The organism is Conexibacter sp. CPCC 205762 (assembly GCF_030646155.1).
GTDB lineage: Bacteria > Actinomycetota > Thermoleophilia > Solirubrobacterales > Solirubrobacteraceae > Conexibacter.
In genome coordinates, this window is the sequence record NZ_JAUTDN010000025.1 from 60436 (window position 1) to 82250 (window position 21815).

Sequence of the window (21815 nt, forward strand, 5' to 3'; positions counted from 1 at the left end):
CCCGCGCTCGGCCGCGACGAAGCGCGCGACGTAGTCGTCGGCCGGCGACTCGAGGATCTCGGCGGCGCTGCCGGTCTGCGCGACGCGGCCGTCGCCGAGCAGCGTGATGCGGTCGCCGAGCCGCACCGCCTCGCTCAGGTCGTGCGTGACGAAGACGATCGTGCGGTCGATCTCGTCGCGCAGGCGCAGCAGCAGGTCCTGCATCTCGCGGCGGATCAGCGGGTCCAGCGCGGAGAACGGCTCGTCCATCAGCAGCACGTCGGCCTCGGTCGCGAGCGCGCGCGCCAGCCCGACGCGCTGCTTCATCCCGCCCGACAGCTCGGCCGGGCGCTTGTCGCCCCACTCGCCGAGCCCGACCTGCTCCAGCGCCCGCTGGGCGGCCGCGCGCCGCTCGCGCCGCGGCAGCCCGCGGATCTCCAGCCCGTAGCCGGCGTTGTCGCGCACGCTCTTGTGCGGCAGCAGCGCGAAGTGCTGGAAGACCATCGCGATCCGCCGGTTGCGCACCTCGCGCAGCTCGGCGGCGCTCAACGCGGCGAGGTCGCGCCCGTCGAGCGAGACCGTGCCGGCGGTCGGCTCGACGAGCCGGTTGAGCATCCGCAGCACGGTCGACTTGCCCGAGCCGGAGAGCCCCATCAGCACGTACAGCTCGCCCCTGCGAACGGTCAGCGAGACATCCCGGACGGCGACGGTGCCGCCCGGGTAGGTCTTCGCGAGCGAGACGGCTTCGATCACTTCACCCACGCATCGACCTCCGCTCTGTTCTCCGCCACCCACTGTCTGGCGACGACCGCGGGGTCCTCTCTTCTGGAGTCGACCTGGTCCAGCAGCGCCTCGATCTGCTCCAGCGGGATCTGCACGTTTCTGACGGCGGCGGCGAATCTCGGCGCGCGCTCGGCGAGGTCCGTGCGGGCGGCGATCCACGACTGCTGCGCGGGGATCGCGCACTGGTTGTCGTCACCCTCGAAGCAGCCGGCTCTGTACGGGTTCGGCTCCTCCAGCTGGACGACGTCGAACTGCTGGAACAGCCAGTGCGGCCGGTAGAAGAAGAACAGCACCGGCTCTCTCTTGTCGAACGAGCGTCTGACCTGCGCGATCAGCGCCGCCTCGCTCGACTTGGCGTGTCTGAGGTCGAGGTCGTAGCCCTTGATGCGCTTGTCGTTCTGCTGGGTGGTGATCCAGCCGGCGTCGCCGTCGTAGAGCGTGCCGTTGACCTTGTCCTTGTAGTCGTTGAGCTGATCGATGCTTCTCAGCCCGGCGAGCGGACCACCGGCCTCGACGGCGTATCTCGGCACGAACCAGGCCTGCACGGCGCCGTCGTAGACTCTCGCCGCCAGCTCGACCTCGGCTCTCGCTCTGTCGGCGAACGCCTGCTGGTTGGGCAGGTTGACCTCGGTCAGCAGGTCGACGTCGCCGCGCTGGATGCCGACCCAGCCGGCGGCCGGGTCGAGTCTGACGGCGGAGATCGACTTCACGCCCAGCTCGGGATGGTCGGCGGCGATCGCGGCGAGGATCTGCGTCTGGACGGCAGCCGCCGTCCACGAGAACTGACCGACCTTGAGGTCGACGCCCTCGGACGCGGCGGCGGCGGTGGCGCTCCCCTGGTCGTCGTCTGAGCTGCCACAGGCGGCGAGGCCGAGGCCGAGGCAGAGCACGGCCGCGAGGGCCGCGACGAGCCGGGGCCAGCGGAAGGAAGTCATCAGGGGAGCGTCTCCTAGCGAGTTTCGGATGCGTTGCGCATTACGCGACGCGGTGGGTATAGTGCAACTCACCAGATGATCACCAACCCGACCAACCTTGTCAAGAAATAGCAGCGCGGCTGACACCGAACTGCTCGGCACCGGCAGAATCCAGAGCGTCGAACGGGCGCTGCGGATCCTCCGCGCCTTCACCGAGCCCGGCCAGCGGCTGACCGTCGCCGAGTTGGCGCGCCGGCTCGACGTGCACAAGTCGACCGCCTCGCGACTGGCCGCGACGCTCGTCTCCGCCGGCTTCCTCGAGCGCGGCGGCGAGAACGACCCGCTCGTGCTCGGCCCCCAGCTCGTGCGGCTCGGCAGGCTCGCCGTCAGCGGCCGCTCGCTGCCGGAGATCGCCCGCCCGGTGATGGACGAGCTGGCCGCGCAGCTCGGCGAGACGGTCACCTTGTCGGTCCCCGATGCCGGCCAGGCGCTGACGATCGGCCAGAGCGAGGGGACCTTCGCGGTCGGCCTGCAGAACTGGCTCGGCAAGCGCGCCCCTCTGCACGCGACCTCCGACGGCAAGGTGCTGCTCGCATTCGGCGCCGCGACGCTCCCCGCCGGCGAGCTGAGCGCGCGCACGCCCGACACGATCGTCGACCGTGCCGCGCTCGACGCCGAGCTGGCGCAGCTGCGCGAGCGCGGCTGGGGCAGCTCGCGCGGCGACTTCGAGCTGGGCCTCAACGGCGTCGCCGCGCCGATCCTCCTCCCCGACGGCACGTGCCGGGCGGCGCTCTGCCTCTCCGGCCCCGCCTACCGCGTCAGATCCGACGACCTCGCCGCGCTCGCCGCCCGCGTCGCGTTCGCGGCGAGGCGCATCGCCGCGCTGCTGGACCTCGCCCCGCCCCTCCCTGACCCGCAGGACGCATGACCACAGACAGACCGAACATCCTGCTGATCCAGGCCGATCAGCTGACCGCCTCCGCGCTGACCGCCTACGGCAACGCGACCGTCGACGCGCCGCACCTGGCGCAGCTCGCCGAGGAGGGCGTCGTCTTCGACCGCGCCTACTGCAACTCGCCGCTGTGCGCGCCCTCGCGCGCCTCGATGCTGGCGGGCGAGCTGCCGTCGGCGATCGGCGCCTACGACAACGCCGCCGAGTTCCCCGCCTCGGTGCCGACCTTCGCCCACCGCCTGCGCGCCGCCGGCTACCGCACCTCGCTCGTCGGCAAGATGCACTTCATCGGGCCCGACCAGCTGCACGGCTTCGAGGAGCGGCCGACGACCGACGTCTACCCGGCCGACCTGGAGATGGTCCCCGACTGGCGGCTCTCCGACGATCAGCGGCTCGCCTGGTACCACGACACGCGCTCGATCGGCGGCGCCGAGGTGTCGGCCGCGACGCTCCAGCGCGACTACGACGACGCCGTCACCTTCCACGCCTGCCGCGCGCTGACCGACTTCGCCCGCGACCGCACGTTCGGCAGCGACGAGCGGCCGTTCCTGCTCGTCGCCGGCTACATCGCGCCGCACGACCCGTACGAGCCGCCGCAGCAGCATTGGGACCGCTACGAGGGCGTGGCGATCGACGCGCCCGCGGTCCCGGCGCCGCTGCCCGCGGGTGAGGGCGACGACGCCCACAGCCGCCGCCTGCGCGCGATGTGCGAGCTGGACGTCGCGCCGCCGTCGGCCGAGGAGGTCGAGCGGGCGCGGCGCGGCTACTACGCCTGCGTCAGCTACCTCGACGACCAGGTCGGCGCGATCCTGCGCAGGCTGGACGAGCTGGGCCTGCGCGAGTCGACCGTCGTCGTCTTCACCTCCGACCACGGCGACATGCTCGGCGAGCGGGGCCTCTGGTACAAGATGGCGCCGTTCGAGGACTCCGCGCGCGTGCCGCTGATCGTCTCCGCGCCGGGTCGCTACGAGGGCGGGCGGCGGATCGGCCGCACGGTCTCGCTCGTCGACCTGCTGCCGACCTTCTCCGAGCTGGCCGGCTCCCCGGACGGCCCGCCGACGGCCGGCGCCTCGTTCGCAGGGCTGCTCGCGCGGGATGCGGGGTCGGAGGCGTCCTGGCCCGACAGCGCGGTGATCGAGTACCTGGCGGAGGGCGTGCGCGCGCCGCAGCTGACGCTCGTCAGCGGGCAGCACAAGCTGATCGTCTGCCCTGGCGATCCCGACCTGCTCTACGACCTCCACGCCGACCCGCGCGAGCTGCACGACCTCGCCGCCGACCCGGCCCATGCGGGGTTGCTGGCGCGGCTGCGCGAGCAGTTGCTGGCCGGCTACGACCTCGACGCGCTGAGAGCGCGCGTGCTGCGCTCGCAGCAGGGGCGGCGGCTGGTCCACCAGGCGCTCGTCAGCGGCAGGCGCACGACCTGGGACCACGCGCCCGCCGACGCCTCCTCCGAGCAGTATGTGCGGGGCGACTTCTGGACGGCGATCGAACGCGGCCGGCTGGCGCCGCAGCGGTGAGCGGCGGCTAGCCTCGCAGACGATGCCCGCGACGCCCGCGCACCGATGACCGCCTCCGCGGCTGCCCGCGCCGGGATGGTCCGCCTCGACGGCGGCACCTTCCGCATGGGCAGCGAGGAGTTCTATCCCGAAGAGGCGCCGGTCCACCACGTCGCGCTCGATCCCTTCTGGATCGACGCGCGGCCGGTGACCGTGCGCGAGTTCCGCCGCTTCGCAGAGGCGACCGGCCATGTCACGCACGCCGAACGAGCGCCCGACCCGGCGGCCTATCCGGGCGCCGACCCGGCGCTGCTCGTCGCCGGCTCGATCGTCTTCCGCAAGCCGCCCGGCCGCGTGGGGCTGGCCGACTGGCGGCGCTGGTGGGCGTGGGTGCCGGGCGCGGACTGGCGTCATCCGGGCGGGCCGGGGACGAGCACGGGCGGGCGCGACCGCCATCCGGTCGTGCACGTCGCCCACGCCGACGCCGCCGCCTACGCCGCCTGGGCCGGCAAGGCGCTGCCGACCGAGGCCGAGTGGGAGTACGCGGCGCGCGGCGGTCTCGACCAGGCGCGCTGGGCGTGGGGCGACGAGGAGCGGCCCGGCGGCGCGCTGATGGCCAACCACTGGCAGGGCGAGTTCCCGTGGGAGAACCTGAAGGCGAGAGGCTGGGAGGGCACCTCGCCGGTGGGCACCTTCGCGCCCAACGGCCACGGCCTCTACGACATGGTCGGCAACACCTGGGAGTGGACCGACGACTGGTACACCCACGCGCACGAGGCCGCCCCCTCCCCCTGCTGCGCCCCGCGCAACCCGCGCGCCGAGGACGCGGCCGCCTCGTGCCACCCGGGCGAGCCCGGCGGCGCGACCCCGCGCCGCACGATCAAGGGCGGCTCGCACCTGTGCGCGCCCAACTACTGTCTCCGCTACCGCCCCGCCGCCCGCCAGGGCGAGCCGATCGACACGACGACGAGCCACATCGGCTTTCGCTGCGTCGTGCGGGAGCGGTAGGGGCGGCGGCGACGGCGGCCCGCTCGCGATTTCGAAGCGGCGCCCGAGGAATACTGCCCTCCATGGATGAGCACGGGCAGCAGCGGCGGCGTCGGCCGCCGACCGATTTCACGGCGGCGATCTACGGCACGATCCTCGTCGGCGGCGTCGTCGCCGGCTTCGGGCATCACGAGGCGGAGGCGAGCACGGTCACACTGTCGGTCCTCGGCAGCGCCGCCGTCTTCTGGCTCGCGCACGTGTGGGCGCACGCGATGTCCGAGCGCGTCAATGACCCGAGAGGCTTCTCGCACGCCGCCTTCCTGCGGATCGCCCGCAGCGAGTGGCCGATGGTGCAGGCCGCGACGCTGCCGATCGTGCCGCTGCTGCTCGCCTGGGCCGGCGCGATCGAGGATGACACCGGCATCGACGCCGCGCTCGCGATCGTCGTCCTGCAGCTCGCCGCCTGGGGCCTGCTGGTCGGCCGCCGCACCTTCGAGGCGTGGCCGCTGGCGCTCGTCTCCGGTCTGATCAACGGCGCCTTCGGCCTCGCGATCGTCGTCCTCAAGACGCTGATCCACTAGGCGGCGCGGGCCAGCTCCCGCACTTCGACCTCCTCCGGCTCGAAGCGGTACCCGACGCGCGGGTGGGTGTGGACGTAGCGGAAGGCGGTCGAGACGCGGGCGAGCTTGCGGCGCACGTGACAGACGTGGACGTCGACCGAGCGGTCGCCGGCGACCATCGCGCAGCCCCAGACGCGCGCGTACAGCTCCTCGCGCGAGATCACGCGGCCCGGATCGCTGGCGAGCGCGTGCAGGACGGCGAACTCGCGGCCGCGCAGGCGCGCGCTGACGTGGTCGCAGAAGACCTGGCGGTGCTGCGGGCTGATCAGCAGCTCACCGCTCGTCACGGGCGTGCTCGCGAGCAGCGGCTCGGGCCGGCAGCGGCGCCGCAGGACCGCCTCGACGCGAGCCGCCAGCTCCTCGTCGTCGCACGGCCGCGCGACCCAGTCGTCGGCCCCGAGCCGCAGCGCGCGAACGCGCTCGGCGAGCGTGCCGTGGTCAGCGACGACCACGATCCCCAGCCGCGGCAGCGCCGCGACCGCCGCCTCCAGCCATCCCCACGGCTCGCCCGGCGCGCGCCACTCCAGCACGAGCGCGTGCAGCCGCTGCTCGGCGAGGTCGTGCGGCGCCGGCAGCGGCGGCAGCGGGCGCGCGGTGAGGCCGCCTCCGGCCAGCCGGCGGCAGAGCGACTCCGCACGCGCGAGGTCGCCGTCGAGCACGCCGACGCGGAGCGGATAGGGGCCGAGCGGTGCCGGCGGGAGGGCGGTCAGGTGGCTGGGCGTCATGTCGTCTCAGAGGCCGAGGCGAGGCGGAGTTCGCCCCCTCTGTGACGAGGTAGATGCGTCAGCGCGGGTTCTGTGACGGGCGGCGCCCACGCACGGTCCGCGACGCGGCGGCCCCGCCCCGCGCACGAGCGGCGACGACGCTCAGTTGGCCGGTGCCTTGAGCGCCGCCCCGGGGACCTTCGCGTAGGCGCAGCGGAACTTCTCCGGCTGGCCGACCGGCTCCGAGCCGGCGAAGCCGCCGCGCTGGCCGTTGCTGTACACGGTCACGTACTGGAGCGTGCCGGGCAGCGGCGTCGCCGGCTGCGGCACCGGGTTGGGCTGGCCGAGCTGCGGGTTGCCGAGCGAGCCGCTGCTGACGCCCTGCGAGCCGGCCGCCGCCGCGCCGGCCGCGGTCGTCACCAGCGTCGAGGACATCTCGCGCTGGTCGCGCAGGCCGTCGCCGGGCGCCACGTCGACGACCGCGGTGTCGGGGTTGTCGTGGATCGTCGAGACGAGCCGCACCTTTCTCGCCCCGCCGATCAGCTGCGCGGCGGTCGGCAGCCAGCCGCCCTTGTCGCCGCACGCCTGCGACGCCCACAGGTAGTCGGCGTTCGGCGCCTGCGCGTCGGTCACCGGGTACGGCGTCTCGTCCAGGCACCAGCTGCCGAGGTCGATCGCGCTGGCCGGGCAGGAGGGCGTCAGCCAGCGCAGCGAGCGGCCGCCGACGGCGTCGGCGTTGGCGGCGCGTGTGGCGGTCGCCGCACGTGTGGCGCGCGCGACCGTCGGGATCGCGCCGGCCGGGAAGCGGCGATCTCTGCCCAGCAGCAGGATCCCGCCGGCCGCCGGTCTGCTGCTGACGCGATGGCCGCCGATCGTCCCGAGCTTGCGCGCCACCGACGTGCGCGCGGCGTCGGCGAGCCCGCTGGTCGACAGCAGCAGCGCCAGCGAGGCGACGACGAGCGCGCTGCGGCCGGCGTTCCAGCGCATGCCCGCTCAGCCTCGCTCGCGTGGAGGACGCGTCCCGGCTCGGCCGCGCTCGCGTGGAAGACGACGCATCCCGGCTCAGCCTCTCGCGCGTGGCGAGCGCACGCCGTCCAGCTCCGCCAGCTCGACCGTCGCGACGGTCGACAGCAGCGCCTCCAGGGCGACGCCGGAGAGCGTCTCGTGCTCCAGCAGCGCCTGCGCGATCTCCTCGACGCTCTCCCAGCTGCGCCGCAGCACGTGCAGCGCGCGCGCCTCGGCGTCGCCGACGATCCGCTCGACCTCGCGGTCGATCAGGTCGAGCGTCGAGGGGCCGACCTGGCCGAGGTCCTGCAGCGAGGCGCCGAGGAAGACCTCGCCGGCCTTCTCGCCGATCGTGACCGAGCCGAGCGCGTCGCTCATGCCGAAGCTGGTGACCATCGAGCGGGCGAGGTTGGTGGCGGCGTGGAGGTCGTCGTGGACGCCGGTCGAGAGGCAGCCGAACTCGATCCGCTCGCCGGCCGCACCGGCCAGCACGACGATCAGCTGGCGCTGCAGCTCGGGCTCGCGCTGCAGCAGCGCGTCGCGGTCGGTCAACAGCGTCGCGGTCGTGCCGAGCGTGCGGCCGCGCGCGACGATCGACAGCTTGCGGACCGCCGTCGTCTGCTGCAGCGCCTCGCTCGCGACCGCGTGCGCCGCCTCGTGGACCGCGATCGTCCAGCGCTCGTCCTCGCTCAGCAGGTGCTTCTTCGCCGGGCCGGAGAGGACGCGGTCGATCGCCTCCTCGAACGTTCTCTGGTCGACCTGCGTGCGGCCCTCGCGGACGGTCAGCAGCGCCGCCTCGTTGACGACGCTGGCCAGCTCGGCGCCGGAGAAGCCGGGCGTGTCGTGCGCGATCCGGTCCAGCTCGACGTCGGCGGCGAGCGGCCGCTTGCGCGCGTACAGCCGCAGGATCTCCAGCCGCCCGTGGACGTCGGGCGTGTCGACCGTCACCTGGCGGTCGAAGCGGCCGGGGCGCAGCAGCGCCGGGTCGAGGATGTCGGGGCGGTTGGTGGCGCCCATCACGACGAGGCCGCCGTCACCGCTGAAGCCGTCCATCTCGACCAGCAATTGGTTGAGCGTCTGCTCGCGCTCGTCGTTGCCCTGGCCGATGCCGGCGCCGCGCTTGCGGCCGGCGGCGTCGAACTCGTCGATGAAGATGATCGCCGGCGCCTGTCTGCGCGCTCTCGCGAACAGATCGCGCACACGCGCCGCGCCGACGCCGACCAGCGACTCGACGAAGTCGGAGCCGGAGAGGCTGAAGAACGACGCGTCGGCCTCGCCCGCGACCGCCTTCGCCAGCAGCGTCTTGCCGGTGCCGGGAGGGCCGACCAGCAGCACGCCCTTCGGCGCCGCCGCGCCGAGCGCGAGATATCTGGAGGGATCGGCGAGGAAGTCTCTGATCTCGCGCAGCTCCGCGACCGCCTCGCCAGCCCCGGCGATGTCGGCGAACGTGATCTTGTGGGTCGTGCCCTTGCCTTTCTTGCGGCCTCTGCCGGTGAACTTCGAGAAGGCCGCGATCCCGCCCGCGCCGGCGTCCTGGCCGAGCCGCGTGAGGAAGGCGAAGAGGCAGACGAGCAGCAGGATCGGCAGCAGGAACTGGACGACGATCGTGCGCGTCGCCTTGCCGGCCTGATCGTCGACGGTGACCGTCGCGCCGCCTCTCTCGAGCGCCTGCGAGACGGTCTGCGTCTGCGCGCCGGAGGAGGGGTAGCTGGCGTAGAGCTGGTCGCCGTCGCGCGTCTGCAGCTCGACGATGTCGTCGTAGTCGAGCAGCGTCGCGGCGGTCACCGCTCTGCTGGCGGCGAGCCGGGTGACCTGGCTGAGCGGCACCTGCGTGCCGTGGCCGTCGGGCTTGATCGAGCCGAGCAGCGAGAAGAAGGCGATCGTGATCGCCAGCGAGGCGATCAGCAGCAGCGTCGTCAGCGGGTCGCGCAGCAGCGTGCGACGGACGCCCGAGCCGACCTCGCCGAGCGCGGCCAGCGCCGGGCTGCGGGATCTTCTCGCCAGGCCCGAGCTGACGGTCGTTCTGCTGCTCCCGCGCGGCGGCGCGGGGCGCCCGTTTCGGTTCGCCGGTCTTGCCATCGAGCAGTTGATCTTCAGCACCGGCCAGGGCGTGGGAGTTAACACATCGATAAGTCGATTTAGCAACTCCTTCACAAATGTTCGGCGCTTAACTCCTGCTACGGTTGCGCGCCTCGTGCCGCAGGGAGATCGTTCATTCGCGCGTGCAGTCACGCTCCTGGCCGCGTTGGCGGCGGCCGTCGTCCCGGCCGTCTCCGCGCGCGCCGACATGCTCCCCGTGCGGCCGGTGCTGGGCGCCCCGGCGAGCCACGTCGCGCTGATCGGCGCCGCGCCGGCCGCACCCGGCGGCGGCGAGATCTGGGCCCAGGGCGACGTCGGCGCGGTGCCGGTCGCGCTCGCCGGCGGCGGCGCGGTCAGCGGCGAGCGCGTGCTGCTGCGCGCGGCGGCCGGCAGCGAGCGCTGGCAGGTCGTGCGCGTGGCCGGCGCCGACGGCAGAGCGCTCGGGCTGAGCTGGCGCGCGAGCGCCGTCAGCGCGGGCGGCGGGATCGTGCTGGCGGCCGGAGACGGCGACGCCGCGCGACTCATCACGCGCGACCCCGGCGGCGCCTTCACCATCGCGCCCGACCCCGCCGCCGACGCCGCAGCGCCCGCGCTCGCGCCTGACGAGCGGCTGTGGCCGACGACGGGGGCGCCGCTGCTCGCCGCCTTCGACGCCGACGGGCGGGCTGGCGCGTTCGTCGCGCCGGCGCCGCGCGATCCCGCGACGGCGCCGGGCGAAGCGCCGGGCGTGCTGCGCTTCGACGGTCGCGTCTGGACGCGCGAGCCGCTCTGCGCGAGCGTCGTCAGAGCGACGTGCGAAGCGCCGTCCGCCGCGCTCACGACCACCGCGATCGCAAGCGCGGGTGACGGCAGCAGCTGGCTGCTCGCCCGCGACGCGGCCGGCAGACCGCAGCTGTTCCAGCGCACGGCCGCGCCTGTCGCCGACGGGCCGGCGGCGGGCGAGACGCGCTGGCTCCAGCGCCACCCGCAGACGCCGCTGCTCGCCGACTCCGACACGACGACCCGCACCGCCGGCCCGCAGCTGACGGCGACGGCGGACGGCGTCTGGGTCGACCTGCGCGTCGCCGGCGACGGGCAGAGCGGCGACGCGACGGTGCTCGTCTCCGCCGCCGCGCCCGACGGCGCGCCGCTCGGCAGCTGGTGCGAGCCGCGGGCGCTGTGCGCGGGCGCTGCCGCGCTGGGCGCGGCGCTGCCGACCAGCTATGGCAGCTTCGCCTGGCCGGGCGACGGCGAGCGGGCGGTCGGCAACCGTCTCGTCAGCGGCCTCGCGAACGGCGCGCTGCTCAGCTTCGACGGCCCCGGCGACGCCGTCCACACGGTCGCTGGCGGAGCCGGAGGCGGTGCCATCCAAGGCCCCGGCGGCGTCGCGCTGTCCGAAGCCGGCCAGCCGGTCCGCCCCGGCGGCGCCGCGTTCCTCTCGCCGCAGGAGGGCTGGCTCGGCGGCGCCGCCGACAGCACCGGCACGGCGCTGCTGCATGCGACGCCGGCGGCCGCGTCCGGCACGCCCGCCGGCGACGCCACCCCGCTCCCCCCCTGGCCGGTCCCGTTCCGCACGCCGCTGCTGGCGCTCGCGGCGCAGCCCGGTACGGCGCCGGCCGACGCGCAGGCGCAGGCGCTCGCGGTCGGCGCCGGCGGCGAGGTCGCGCGCTATCTGCCCGGCCGCGGCTGGAGCGGCGAGTACCTCTTCGACGGCAACGGCAGACGGCTGACGCCGACGCTGCGCGGTGTCGCCTGGCCCGAGTCCGGCCGCGCCTACGCGGTCGGCGACAACGGCGCGATGTGGCTGTGGAACGGCGACGCGAACCAGTGGCAGCCCGATCCGGCGGCGCCGATCGGCTTCAAGGGCAACCTCACCGCCGTCGCCTTCTCCCCCACCGACCCGACGCGCGGCTACGCCGTCGGCAAGCAGGGGATCGTGCTCGCCTACGGCAAGTCGTGGACGCGGGAGGCGCTGCCCGACGGGCTCGCGCAGGCGTTCTTCACCTCGGTCGCGTTCGCCGGCGAGCAGGCGATCGCGACCTACCGGATGCTCGACCCGGCCGACCCGTTCCACGAGCTGGGCGGCGTGCTCGTCGACGACGGCTCCGGCTGGCGGCGCGACGGGAGCGCGCAGGCCGTGCTCGACGCGCTGCCGAAGCCGGCGACGATCCTGTCGAAGGCCGCCGGCCTGCCCGACGGCGGCGCCGTCGTCGCCGGCCCCGGGATCGTGCTCGAGCGCGACGGCGCCGGCGGCGGCTGGCGGACGACCGCCGCCCCGCTGCCGGAGGCGCGCAACGTCGCCGCGCTCGCCGCGATCCGCGACGGCGACGGCGAGCACGTGCGCGCGCTCGTCGCGATCGACCCCGACCGCGGGATCGACGGCGACCCGCTGTGGCAGGCGATCGACAACCCGCAGGCGCCGACGCTCGGCGAATACGGGATCCTGCTCGGCGCCGACCCGCTGCCGCAGCGCGGCTACCTGCTGCGGGAGACCGGCGACGGCTGGCAGGACCTCCAGCACGACGCCTTCCCGGCCGCGGCGAGCGGCGACCTGCCCGGCTGGCCCGACCCGGTGCTGGCGCTGCTGGTCGACCCCGGCGGCGCGAGCGGCTGGGCGGTCGGCGGGCAGACCGGCACCGATCTGACGTTGTTCGGCAACCCCGGCGCGCAGGCCGCCGGGCAGACCGCGAGCGCCGTCCGCATCGGCGCCGGCCCGGAGCCGCCGCAGGCGACCGCGGCACCGGTCTCGCTCGGCGCCGGCGAGGCCGCCTTCGCGATCGGCGGCGGCGCCCAGTGCGCGGCCGCCTGCGCCGACCTCGCCCAGCAGCGGCTCGGCCCCGACGCCTGGCTGACGGCCGCGATCGGCGCCGCGGCGGCGATCGACGGGCTCCATGCCTTCCTCTACACCGGCCCCGGTGTCGCGCCGACGCCGCTGACCGGCGCCGCCCGCACCCGCGAGCTGGCCCACCACGCCGCGCTGCTGCAGCAGCGCTCGCTGCCGGTCTACACGACGGCGACGAGCAGCGAGCTGCCGGAGGCGGCGAGCGGCGCGCTCGGCGCCGCGCTGCCGGCCGGCACGGTCCCCGCCGGCACGCCCGCGCCGCCGGCCGGCACGGCCGCCTACGCGCTCGACTCGCCCGGCGCCGGCGGGACGGTGCGGCTGATCGTGCTCGACTACGCCGCCGCGACGCTCGGCCCGGCCGGGGCTCCGCCGTGCGCAGCGGCCAGCGCCGCGCCGGCCGACCAGCGCCAGTGGCTGTGCGCGCAGCTCGACGCCGCCCGCGCCGCCGGGCTGCCGGCGATCGTGCTCGGCAATCGCGGCCTCAGCGGCGGCCAGACCGGCAACGACGCCGCCGACGGCGCGGTCGTCGCCGCGCTGCTCGTGCGTCACGGCGCCTCCGCGTACCTCTTCAACGCGCCGAGCAGCAACGTCGAGCTGAGACTGACCGCCGACGGCGTCTCGATCCCCGCCTACGGCACCGCGACGCTCGGCTACACCGCCCGCGCGACGACGACCGACTACCTCGGCCAGAGCGGCTTCCTGCTGCTGACCGTCAGAGCCGGCGCGCGCGACGCCGCGAGCAACCGCGCGGCGGTCAGCGCGGCGGTCGTGCCGAACGCCGCGGAGCTGGGGCTCGACGCGACCGACGGCACGTTGCTGCGCCGCAGCCAGGTGGCGCTGTTCGAAGGGCTTGCGCGGCGCCCGCGCGGCGGCGGCTTCCAGCGCCGCAACGCCAACGGCGACGCGGTCGACAACGTGCCGCAGCCGTACACGCCGATCCCGCAGACCTGCGCCGGCTCCAACTGCGTCAAGCAGGTCGCGCTCGCCTATCGCTTCAGCTCCTCCGACCCGAAGGTCGGTGACTTCGTCGCGGCCGACCCGGCCTCCGGCGATCCACGCGCCGTCAAGCTCGACGCCACGGGCCACCCCACGCCGGACGCCCGCTCCGGCCTCTTCTGCGCCTTCAACCCGGGCACGACGACGATCACGCTCAGCGCCGGCGGCCGCTCCTCCACGCAGCAGGTGACCGTCCAGGAGGGCAGCGTCCAACAGCCGTGCGGGACGGTCCTGACCGCGCGCGGCACGGCGCCGGGCACCGCTCCGGAGGTGACGGTGCCGCCGGCCGCTCCCGCCCCGGCGCCCGGCATCTCGCAGGCGCCGACGAGATTCTCGCCCCCCGGCCCCGGCCCGGCGCCGGCCGCGGTGCCCGCGCCGACACCGGTCACACCGCCCGCGCCCGTGCCGACGCCGGCGACCGTCCTGCCGGCGCCCCCGCCCGTTCTCCCGCTGCCGGCCCCGCCCGCACCCGCGCCACCGGCCCCGACGCCGCTGCGCGCGATCACGCCGCCGCCGTCGCCCTCGCCGGCCCGGCCGACGCCGCCGTCGGGCTCGGCGCAGGTGCCCTCGCAGGTGTCGCAGCCAGTCGGCGCGCCGGAGCAGACGCGCGAGGAGGAGGCGGCCGTCGAGGTCGTCCACCACATGGCCGTGCACCGCCCGGGGCAGCGCACGCTGCCGCCGTGGTCGCCGTTCGCGCTCGCGCTGCTGGCGGCGATCGGCGGCTCCGGCGCGCTGCTGACCGCGCGGCGCGCAGGCGGCGGCGCGCGGGCCCGCAGACCGCCGCCGGCATGGGCGCGCGCCGACGACGAGCGCCGTCACTGACTCCCGGTGTAACGCTGCGGTGAAAGTCTGGCTGGCGGATCGGCGCTCGGCTACGGTCGCCGGCCCATGCCCGACTCTCTTCGCACATCTCTGCCGATCGCCGCGGTCGCCGCGACGCTCGCGCTGACGGCGGCACCAGCCCATGCGGTCGACCGCTACGGCGTCGCGCACCGCGTCGGCGGCTTCGACACCGCCGCCTACCACTCAGGCGCCTACGACGGCACGCTGACCGACGGCGCGTTCGTCGACCCGACCGGCTTCGCGGTCGACACCGCCGACACGACGCCCGGCGGCGACGGCACCGCCGTCTACGTCGTCGACCGCGTCAGCGGCTCCGGCGACACGACGACGCACTGGCGGCTGCAGAAGCTCGACGGCAGCGGCAGAGCGCTCGCGCAGACGCGCTTCACGCTCCCCAACCCCGACGGCAGCGGGACCGCGGCGATCGGCTCGCTCGCGGTCGACGGGGCGGCCGGCCGTGTCTACGCGCTCGTCGCCGGCGCCGGCCTCGACGGCGGCGGCAACCCGGTCAAGTACGCCAGCGAGGTGATCGCCTTCGCGACGACGCCGGCCGCCGGCAAGCTGGTCGCACCCGCCGGCCTCCCGGCCGACGCGGTCACGACGCCCGACAGCGGCTACGACGCGCCCGGCCTGCTGACCGACGCGGCGACGCTGGCGCCGGGCGACACACCGCTGATCTACAAGCCGGTCGGCATCGCAATCGCCGGCAGCGGCGCCGCGACGCAGGTCGCGGTCGCCGGCGCCGGCGGGCTCAGCCGCTTCAGCAGCAGCCGCGTCGTCGCACTCGCGACGACGACCGGCGCGGTCGGCACGACGTGGGAGCCGTCCGCGCTCGACGGCGCGACGAACGCGCCCGCGGACGAGTCGCTGCTCGCCGTCAGCGGGATCTCCGGCGATGCCGACGGCAGCGTCGTGCTGCAGCTCAGAGCGAGCACCCGCAGCGGCCCCCGCACCGGCGCGGACGTCGTCCGGCTCGACGGCGACCTGGCCAACCCGACGGTCCTCGCCAGCCCGCCGCTCGTCGACGGCGTCTTCGCGGGCACTCCGGTGCTGCCGATCGACGGGTCGGCCGGCAACGCCGAGGTCGTGACGCTCTCCAACGGCCTGGTCGCGGCGGTCTACCGCGAGTCGACCTCCAGCTACTGGGCCGGCAAGGTCGACGGCGTGCGGCTGATCGCCCCGGCGGCCGGCGGGCTGCTGGCGACGCCGGGCTCGCCGCCGACGACGATCTTCGACACGCTCGGCGACGTCGCGGCCGGCGGCCCCTGCCACATCTCGGTCCTCGGCGGCGACAACCGGGTGCTGCTGGCGGCCGGCGCGGGCGGGTCCGTCTGGACGCTCGCCACGGGCCCCGACAGCGTCTCCTCGGGCGTGACCGACGGACGCCAGCTGATCGAGTTCGCGCCCGGTGCGGCGCAGACCTGCGTCGGCGCGAGCGGCACCTTCGCGGTCGGCAGCACCGCCGCCGGGGCGCCGGCGCCGAAGCCGGCGAGCGTCGCCGACCCGCTGACGGTGGCGGCCGGCACGACGGTCGCGTTCGACGCCGGCACGGTCGGCTACCCGGCCGGCGGCCACGGCACCGCGAACGTCTACGCCTACGCCTGGAACCTGACCGGTGCGACGAGAGGCGGCCCCGGCGACGACGGCTTCGGCGAGGTCGCCGCCGCGAACGACTGGGTCAACCCGCCGGCGAGAACGACCCGCACCTACACCGAGCCCGGCAGCTACGACGTCGCGCTGCGGGTGACCGGCGACCTCGGCAGCTACGTCGCCAGAGGGCGGATCGTCGTGCAGAGCACGGCGAGACCGACGGCGGCGCTCGCGCAGCCGGCCGCGATCGCCGCGGGCGAGACGGTCGCGCTCGACGCGAGCGGCTCGAGCGCGGCCTTCGGCCGCCAGCTCGCCAACTACCACTGGACCTACGGCGACGGCAGCGCCGCCGACGACACGGCCACGGCGAGAGCGAGCCACCGCTACACGACCGCCGGCACCTACACCGTGACGCTGAGAGTGCGCGACGACGGCGGCCAGACGAGCGACGCCGTCACGCGTCAGGTGACGGTCGCGGCGGCGAGAGCGCCCGACGGCGGCGGCAACAGAGCCCCGGACGGCGGCGGCGGGACGCCGCCGACGCCGAACACGCCGGCCCCGCCCGCGCCGAGAGCGCAGCCGCAGGCGCCGCGCGTGACCGTCAAGACGCTGGGCGGCAGAGGCGCGCTGAGACTGCGGCTGTCGCTGCCGGCCGGCAGCCCCGCGGTCACCGGCACGGTCAAGCTCAGCTTCAGAACGACCGTCACCGTCGGCAGAGGCAGAAGAGCGAGAAGAAGAACGCAGACGATCGCGGTCGGCGCGGGCGCGTACTCGCTGAGCGCCGGCAGCAGCGCGACCGTGACGCTCTCGCTCAACAAGACCGGGGCGGCGTGGCTGAAGAGACGCCGTTCGCTGAAGCTGACGGTCGTCGTGGCGGCACGGGGAAGCGATGGGGGAACGAGCAGCAGGACCGTCACCGCCACGGTCACGCAGGCAGCCAGAAGAGGAGGTCGCCGCTGAACCGACGACACGTGCAGGAGACGACCTGGGGACAGGACGGGGCCGGAGCGGAGACGCTTCGGCCCCGTCGTCGTTGTGGGCCGGCCGAGCGCGGGCGCTGTAACGGACAGGTGAAAGTGTTGCGAGCCCCTCGTCAGGTTAATTACGGTGGAATCGTCAATAAACGATCTTCCCGATCGGGAAAAGGGGATATACGAATGTTGCATTCGCGCACAGCGCGTCGCGCACTCGCGCTCGCAACCGGGCTCGCGGCCGCAGGAGCGATCAGCGGTGCAGTGACCTCCGAGGCGTTCGCCACGACCGACGTCCTCGGCAGCGGCGCCGCGGTCCAGAGAGTGCTGCACACCAGCATCTGGATCCCGGGCTGGAGAGGCGGTGGCAGAAGCTACACCTCGACGTACACCGGCACGAACTCGGGCGCCGGCTTCGCCGAGTTCGGCAACGACACCGGCAGACTCGACATCTCCAAGGACCCGTTCGCCGCCGCGCTATCGCCGGCTCAGTACGACGGCTTCACCACCGTCGACAGCGGACCGACAGGTCCCGCGCCGGGCGGGACGTTCACGCCGCAGCTGGGCACCGGCACGCAGCTCGAGAACGCCGCCTACGCCGCCGGCGGCTCGGCCCTCTCGACCGCCCGCGAGGTGACGGTCCCGGTCGCGCAGACGCCGCTCGCGATCCTGCTCTCGATACCGGGCTCGGTCAGAGTCACCTCCGGCGGCGTCAGACTGACGAGCGCGCAGTTCGGGCAGCTGTTCGCCGGCACCGTCCCGGCCAACAACGGCTGGAACGCCAACACGTGGGAGGCGCTCTTCTCGCTGACCAGAACCGCGATCACGACGAGCAACACGAGACCGGCCGGCGCGGCGATCACCGGCGTCCAGGTCCGCACCGACGGCGCCGGCGCCACGCTCAACCTCAAGCAGTACCTGAAGGCGGCCGACACGACCAACTGGAACATAGCCGGCGCCGACAACGGCAACTCCTCGGCCTCGACCGACTTCCCGGCCGGGACGGTCAAGCTCGGCCCGAACTCGGGTGACACGACCGAGGCTCAGGCCGTCGCTGACAGACCGGGCTCGGTCGGCTACGCGACGCTCGCCTCGGCGACCGCCGTCACCGGCGGCGCCTTCGCCGCCACGGTCAGAACCTCCACCGCGGGCGGCACCACCCACCAGGTCGTCTGGGCGACCCTGCAGGACAACACCGGCGCCGCTGCCGGCTCGGAGACCTACGCGACGCCGGACGACAGCGGCTTCGCCAACCTCTACACCGGCGCCAACGCCAACATAGGCAACGGCCTCGGCGGCGTCGGCAACTGGGTCGTGCCGACCACGACCGCCGGCGGAAGCACGTTCGACCCGACCGGCACCTGGACCGCCAGCAGCACGAACTACACCCACGCCTGGGACCCGAACCTCTACGGCAACTCGGGCAGAACGGCGCACTACTACCCGCTCTCGATCGCGCTGTTCGTGCTGTCGTGGAAGAACGGCGCCTGGAACACGAACAACCTCAGACCGCAGGGGACGAACGCGGAGGCGGCGACGAAGTCGTACCTCCAGTACGCCGTCGGCACGACGGGACAGGCCGCGCTGTTCTCGTCCTCCGGGACGTACTACGCGCCGCTGCCGACCGGCGGCACCGGCCTGCGCGACATCCGCGCCGACGCGGCGCTCGCGGCGGCGGCGCTCTAGCCGCGACGCACCGAAGCCAGCTTCGACCAGGGCCGGCTCCGCGGAGCCGGCCCTCGCTATCTCGCCCGGCGCGCGCGCAGGTCGAGCTTCGTCGGCCAGCGCGCGCGCTGCAGTCTCAGCTGGAGGGTGTGACGGCCTTTCGGCAGGGTGCGTCGTCTCGTCTTCGCCACCACCTTGCCCTTCCGCAACGCGACCAGCTGGACGTGCGCGCGGGCGGCGAGCGTGAAGGTCACCCGCAGCCGCGTCGTCCGCGGCACGATCCTGCGACTGACCTTCGAGACGAGCGGCTTCGCCCTCGGCGTCCGCGGGGGATCGGGCGTCGGCGGGTCTATCGGCAGCAGCGGATAGGCGGGCACCGGCGTGTCGTTGGTCGCGTCGACGTCGGGCACGATCGCCGGCACGCCGTTGTCGGGCGGGCGGTCGTCGATCACGCCGGCGAAGGCGGGATCGCTGTCGCGCGCGAGCGGCGTGCCGTCGGTCAGGTGGAAGAGCCAGCCGCGGTCGGTCGCCAGCCAGCAGTCGTCCGGCGCCGGGCAGGCGAGCGGACCGGCCGCGCCGCGTGCGCCGACCTGCTGGTCGGGCCCGAGCAGGGCCCGCGCGCCGACCGTCCACGTCGCGCCCGCGTCAGCGGACGACAGCCGCGCGACGTGCGCGACCCCGTCGCTGCTGCGCAGCGTCAGCCAGGCCGCGTCGGCACCGGGCTCGGCGGCGATCGCGCGCGGATCGTCGTCGGCGGCGAGCTGCGCCGCGTCGGGGACGACCTGCTGCCAGGCGTCGTCGTGCTGGCGCAGCACGAGCGGATGGCCGGCGCCGCGGCCCGCCGGCACGCTGGTGGCGCCGTTCGCCGGCGCGAGCGCCCACAGCTGCCCGCCGGCGCCGGGGGCGGCGCGGTCGCCGGAGAGCACGAGCCCGTCGAGCGTCGCCGGCTCGACCGGCCGGCCGGCGGCGTCTCTGCCGTAACTCGGCAGCTGCGGGCAGAAGCCGCCCGGGCAGTCGTCGGAGATCGGCCGCAACGGGCGGAAGAGGCCGTCCGGGTCGTCGGGCACGAGCGCGTGCAGCAGCGCGGGCGCCTCGGCGGCGCCGGCGTCTGCCTGCCCCAGCCGCACGCTCTCGTAGACGCGCCCGAGGAACGTCGCCATCGCGGCGATCGGCTGGTCCTGCGGGCTGACGACCGCGGTCACGCTGCTGCCGTCCCAGTGCAGGTGGAAGCCGCCTCCGCCGACGGCGCGCTCGCCGCCGAACCAGCAGTCGTCGGGCGCGCGGCAGGCGGCGGCGTTCAGCGGCTGGTAGGAGTCCTGCTGTCCGAGCGGCAGCGCGTAGGAGCCGACGACGCGCCCGCCCGCGAAGTGGCAGAGCGAGACGCGCTCGAACTGCGCGGGCCCGAACGCGCCGCCGGCCTGGCCGGGGCGCTGGTCGGAGATCGTCCAGAACTCGTCCGGCCCTGCCCACGCGATGCGGCCCTTGGGGCTGCCGCAGACGGTCGACAGCTGGTGCCAGCTGACGCCGTCCCAGGCGTACAGGCCGGCGGGCACGAACTGGTTGCCGCCGCTGATCAGCAGCCCGCGGTTGGGCGCCCAGAACTCGATGTCGCCGACCGTGCCGAGCTGCGCCGGGAAGGGGCTCGGCGCGACGCCGGCGGGCGGCGGCGGCGCGGCGGCCGGCGCGAAGTGCCACGTCGCGCCGTCGGCGGCCTGCGCGGCGGCGGGCGCGGTGAGCGCGAGCGCGATCGTCACGAGCGCGGCGATGCGGCAGCCGAGCGGCGGTGCCGCCCGCCCGCATCTGCGCGCCCGCCTGGCGGTCCGGCGCTTGCTCATCCGGTGCCTCGCTTGGCCGCTCTCGTCGCAGCCGCCTTCGGGAAGCTCGCCTGCAGCCGCCGCGTCAGCGGTCTGCGGCCGGGCGCGGCGAACGTGACCGCGAAGGTCGCGTAGAGGCCGCCTCTGCGGGCGGCCTGGGCGCGGTACGCGGGCGCCGGCCGCAGCGTCAGCGTGACGACGCCGGCGCCGCTCGATCTCGCGCGGGCGCGGGCGACCACGCGTCTGAGGACCCGTGTCCGCTTGCGCTTGACCCGCACGCGCCGTCTCCCCTGTCGTCTCCACATGGTCACGAGCCGCGTCGTCGTGACCGCCGCCGTCGCGCTCGCGCGCACGCTGCCGGCGGCCGGAACGGCGACGTCGAGCACGATCGCGCCGCGCGCGCCGCGGCGCGCGTCGGCGTCGAGCCGCCAGCTCGGCGTCACCCGCGGCGGGGCCGGCGCGGCGCTCGTCTGCGGCACGCCTGCGACCGTCGGCACGGTCACGTTCGTGCGCACGAAGACGTTGGAGACGCCGTTCCAGGCGCCGTAGACGAGGTTGCTCGCCGCAGCCGCGAACGCGAGCGTCGTGCCGTCGCCGCTGAACGACGGCGTTGCCGCCGGGGCGTCGCCGGGCTGGTCGTCGAATCCGCGCGTCACCAGCTCCAGCGTGCCGGCGGTCAGGTCCGCGAGGTACAGCTGCGCCCGCGCCGGCGCCTGCGTGACGGGCTGGCTCGTCAGCGCCGGCGGCGCGTGCGGGAAGCTCTGGCGGGCGGTCGTGAAGGCGACCCGCGCGCCGTCCGGCGAGATCGCGACGTCGGCGATCTGGCCGCTGGCGGCGAGGTCGCCGAAGCTGCTGCCGCCCCAGTCGGTCAACCGTGTCAGCGCGGCCGTGCGCGTCAGGCCGGGCGTCATGTCGGCGACGAAGGCGTTCGCGGTCGTGGCGAAGCTGCGACCGACCGTGCTCGGCTCGCGGCCGCGGTCGGGCTGCGTCGAGAGGAAGGCGACGCGACGGCCGTCGGCGCTCAGCTGCGGCGTGATGCTGTCGACGCTCGGGGAGATCGCGCTGCCGCCCGCGAAGCCGCCGGTCGCGACGAACGTGCCGAACTCCGGTCCGCGCGCGTCTGCGACCGGTCCTTGCGGCGCGTAGCCGGTCGCGAGCGGGCCGAGGCAGCCGCAATCGGGATCGTCGCCGCCGGTGACACGTCGCGTCGGCGCCGCCGGGCCGTCGTCGATCCGCCGCCACAGCGGCTCGGCGTACTGGCGCGGGCTGCGGACCGGCGTCGTGCCGGCCGGCACCTCCGCGGCGCCCGCCTGCGCCTGCGCCGGGATCTCGATCCCCATCCAGGCGACGGTCGAGCCGTCGGCGCTGATCGCGGCGGTGCTGGCCCAGCCGACCTGATCGAGCGGGTCGGGGACGAGCGCCGCGCCGTCGGAAACCGGCTGCGGCTCGCCGCCGAGCGAGGCGCGCGTCTGGCTGACGAGCCGCGTGCGCTGCGCGCCCACGTCGCGGACGGCGACCTGGGCCGGCGGGGTCGGCGCCGTGGGGGCACCGGGGGCGGGCGGCGCGGCGGCGGGCGGCGCGGCGGCGGCCGGCGCG

The 21815-nt window shown here is 75.2% G+C and carries 13 protein-coding genes and 1 pseudogene; 7 read left to right on the top strand and 7 right to left on the bottom strand.

What is annotated here, in order from left to right; translation table 11 throughout:
• Window positions 1-15: 15 nt before the first annotated feature.
• Both Q7L73_RS18290 and Q7L73_RS18295 read right to left on the bottom strand, forming a co-directional pair.
• Window positions 16-741 (bottom strand): annotated as a pseudogene (locus tag Q7L73_RS18290) (betaine/proline/choline family ABC transporter ATP-binding protein); the annotation flags it as partial.
• Window positions 729-1697, bottom strand: a complete 969-nt coding sequence (locus Q7L73_RS18295) for a glycine betaine ABC transporter substrate-binding protein (protein WP_304691174.1) — start codon at window positions 1695-1697, stop codon at window positions 729-731. The pseudogene Q7L73_RS18290 and the gene Q7L73_RS18295, both read right to left, overlap by 13 nt.
• A 97-nt stretch (window positions 1698-1794) precedes the next feature.
• Here Q7L73_RS18295 and Q7L73_RS18300 point away from each other — a divergent pair, with 97 nt between their 5' ends.
• The 4 genes from Q7L73_RS18300 to Q7L73_RS18315 all read left to right on the top strand — a co-directional run bounded on the left by Q7L73_RS18300 (window position 1795) and on the right by Q7L73_RS18315 (window position 5692).
• Window positions 1795-2604, top strand: a complete 810-nt coding sequence (locus tag Q7L73_RS18300; protein WP_304691175.1) for an IclR family transcriptional regulator — start codon at window positions 1795-1797, stop codon at window positions 2602-2604.
• Window positions 2601-4145: a choline-sulfatase gene (gene betC, locus Q7L73_RS18305; RefSeq protein WP_304691176.1), complete on the top strand. Its 1545-nt coding sequence runs from the start codon at window positions 2601-2603 to the stop codon at window positions 4143-4145. Before Q7L73_RS18300 ends, betC begins: the two co-directional genes overlap by 4 nt.
• A 45-nt stretch (window positions 4146-4190) precedes the next feature.
• Window positions 4191-5132 (top strand): formylglycine-generating enzyme family protein, encoded by a 942-nt coding sequence (locus Q7L73_RS18310; protein ID WP_304691177.1) that lies wholly within the window; start codon window positions 4191-4193, stop codon window positions 5130-5132.
• A gap of 62 nt (window positions 5133-5194) precedes the next feature.
• Window positions 5195-5692 carry a hypothetical protein gene (locus Q7L73_RS18315; protein ID WP_304691178.1) on the top strand — a complete coding sequence of 166 codons (498 nt, stop codon included), beginning with the start codon at window positions 5195-5197 and terminating at the stop codon, window positions 5690-5692.
• Here the strand turns inward: Q7L73_RS18315 and Q7L73_RS18320 are convergent.
• From Q7L73_RS18320 to ftsH, 3 genes are all read right to left on the bottom strand, one after another.
• Window positions 5689-6456 carry a response regulator transcription factor gene (locus Q7L73_RS18320; RefSeq protein WP_304691179.1) on the bottom strand — a complete coding sequence of 256 codons (768 nt, stop codon included), beginning with the start codon at window positions 6454-6456 and terminating at the stop codon, window positions 5689-5691. The genes Q7L73_RS18315 and Q7L73_RS18320 overlap by 4 nt on opposite strands.
• A gap of 141 nt (window positions 6457-6597) precedes the next feature.
• Window positions 6598-7422 (bottom strand): hypothetical protein, encoded by an 825-nt coding sequence (locus Q7L73_RS18325; RefSeq protein WP_304691180.1) that lies wholly within the window; start codon window positions 7420-7422, stop codon window positions 6598-6600.
• Between the two features lie 75 nt (window positions 7423-7497).
• A complete protein-coding gene (gene ftsH, locus Q7L73_RS18330; RefSeq protein WP_304691181.1) occupies window positions 7498-9519 on the bottom strand; it encodes an ATP-dependent zinc metalloprotease FtsH in 2022 nt (673 codons plus the stop codon).
• A 166-nt stretch (window positions 9520-9685) separates the two neighbouring features.
• Here ftsH and Q7L73_RS18335 point away from each other — a divergent pair, with 166 nt between their 5' ends.
• The 3 genes from Q7L73_RS18335 (at window position 9686) to Q7L73_RS18345 (ending at window position 18426) form a co-directional block, all read left to right on the top strand.
• Window positions 9686-14158: a hypothetical protein gene (locus tag Q7L73_RS18335; protein ID WP_304691182.1), complete on the top strand. Its 4473-nt coding sequence runs from the start codon at window positions 9686-9688 to the stop codon at window positions 14156-14158.
• 66 nt (window positions 14159-14224) lie between these two features.
• Window positions 14225-16729: a PKD domain-containing protein gene (locus Q7L73_RS18340; RefSeq protein WP_304691183.1), complete on the top strand. Its 2505-nt coding sequence runs from the start codon at window positions 14225-14227 to the stop codon at window positions 16727-16729.
• Between the two features lie 275 nt (window positions 16730-17004).
• Window positions 17005-18426, top strand: a complete 1422-nt coding sequence (locus Q7L73_RS18345) for a hypothetical protein (RefSeq protein WP_304691185.1) — start codon at window positions 17005-17007, stop codon at window positions 18424-18426.
• A 56-nt stretch (window positions 18427-18482) separates the two neighbouring features.
• Here Q7L73_RS18345 and Q7L73_RS18350 read toward each other — a convergent pair whose 3' ends face one another.
• Together Q7L73_RS18350 and Q7L73_RS18355 are read right to left on the bottom strand one after the other, a co-directional pair.
• A complete protein-coding gene (locus Q7L73_RS18350; RefSeq protein WP_304691186.1) occupies window positions 18483-20240 on the bottom strand; it encodes a hypothetical protein in 1758 nt (585 codons plus the stop codon).
• Window positions 20237-21815: hypothetical protein (locus Q7L73_RS18355; RefSeq protein ID WP_304715601.1), on the bottom strand; the 1579-nt coding region annotated here is incomplete at its 5' end. The genes Q7L73_RS18355 and Q7L73_RS18350, both read right to left, overlap by 4 nt.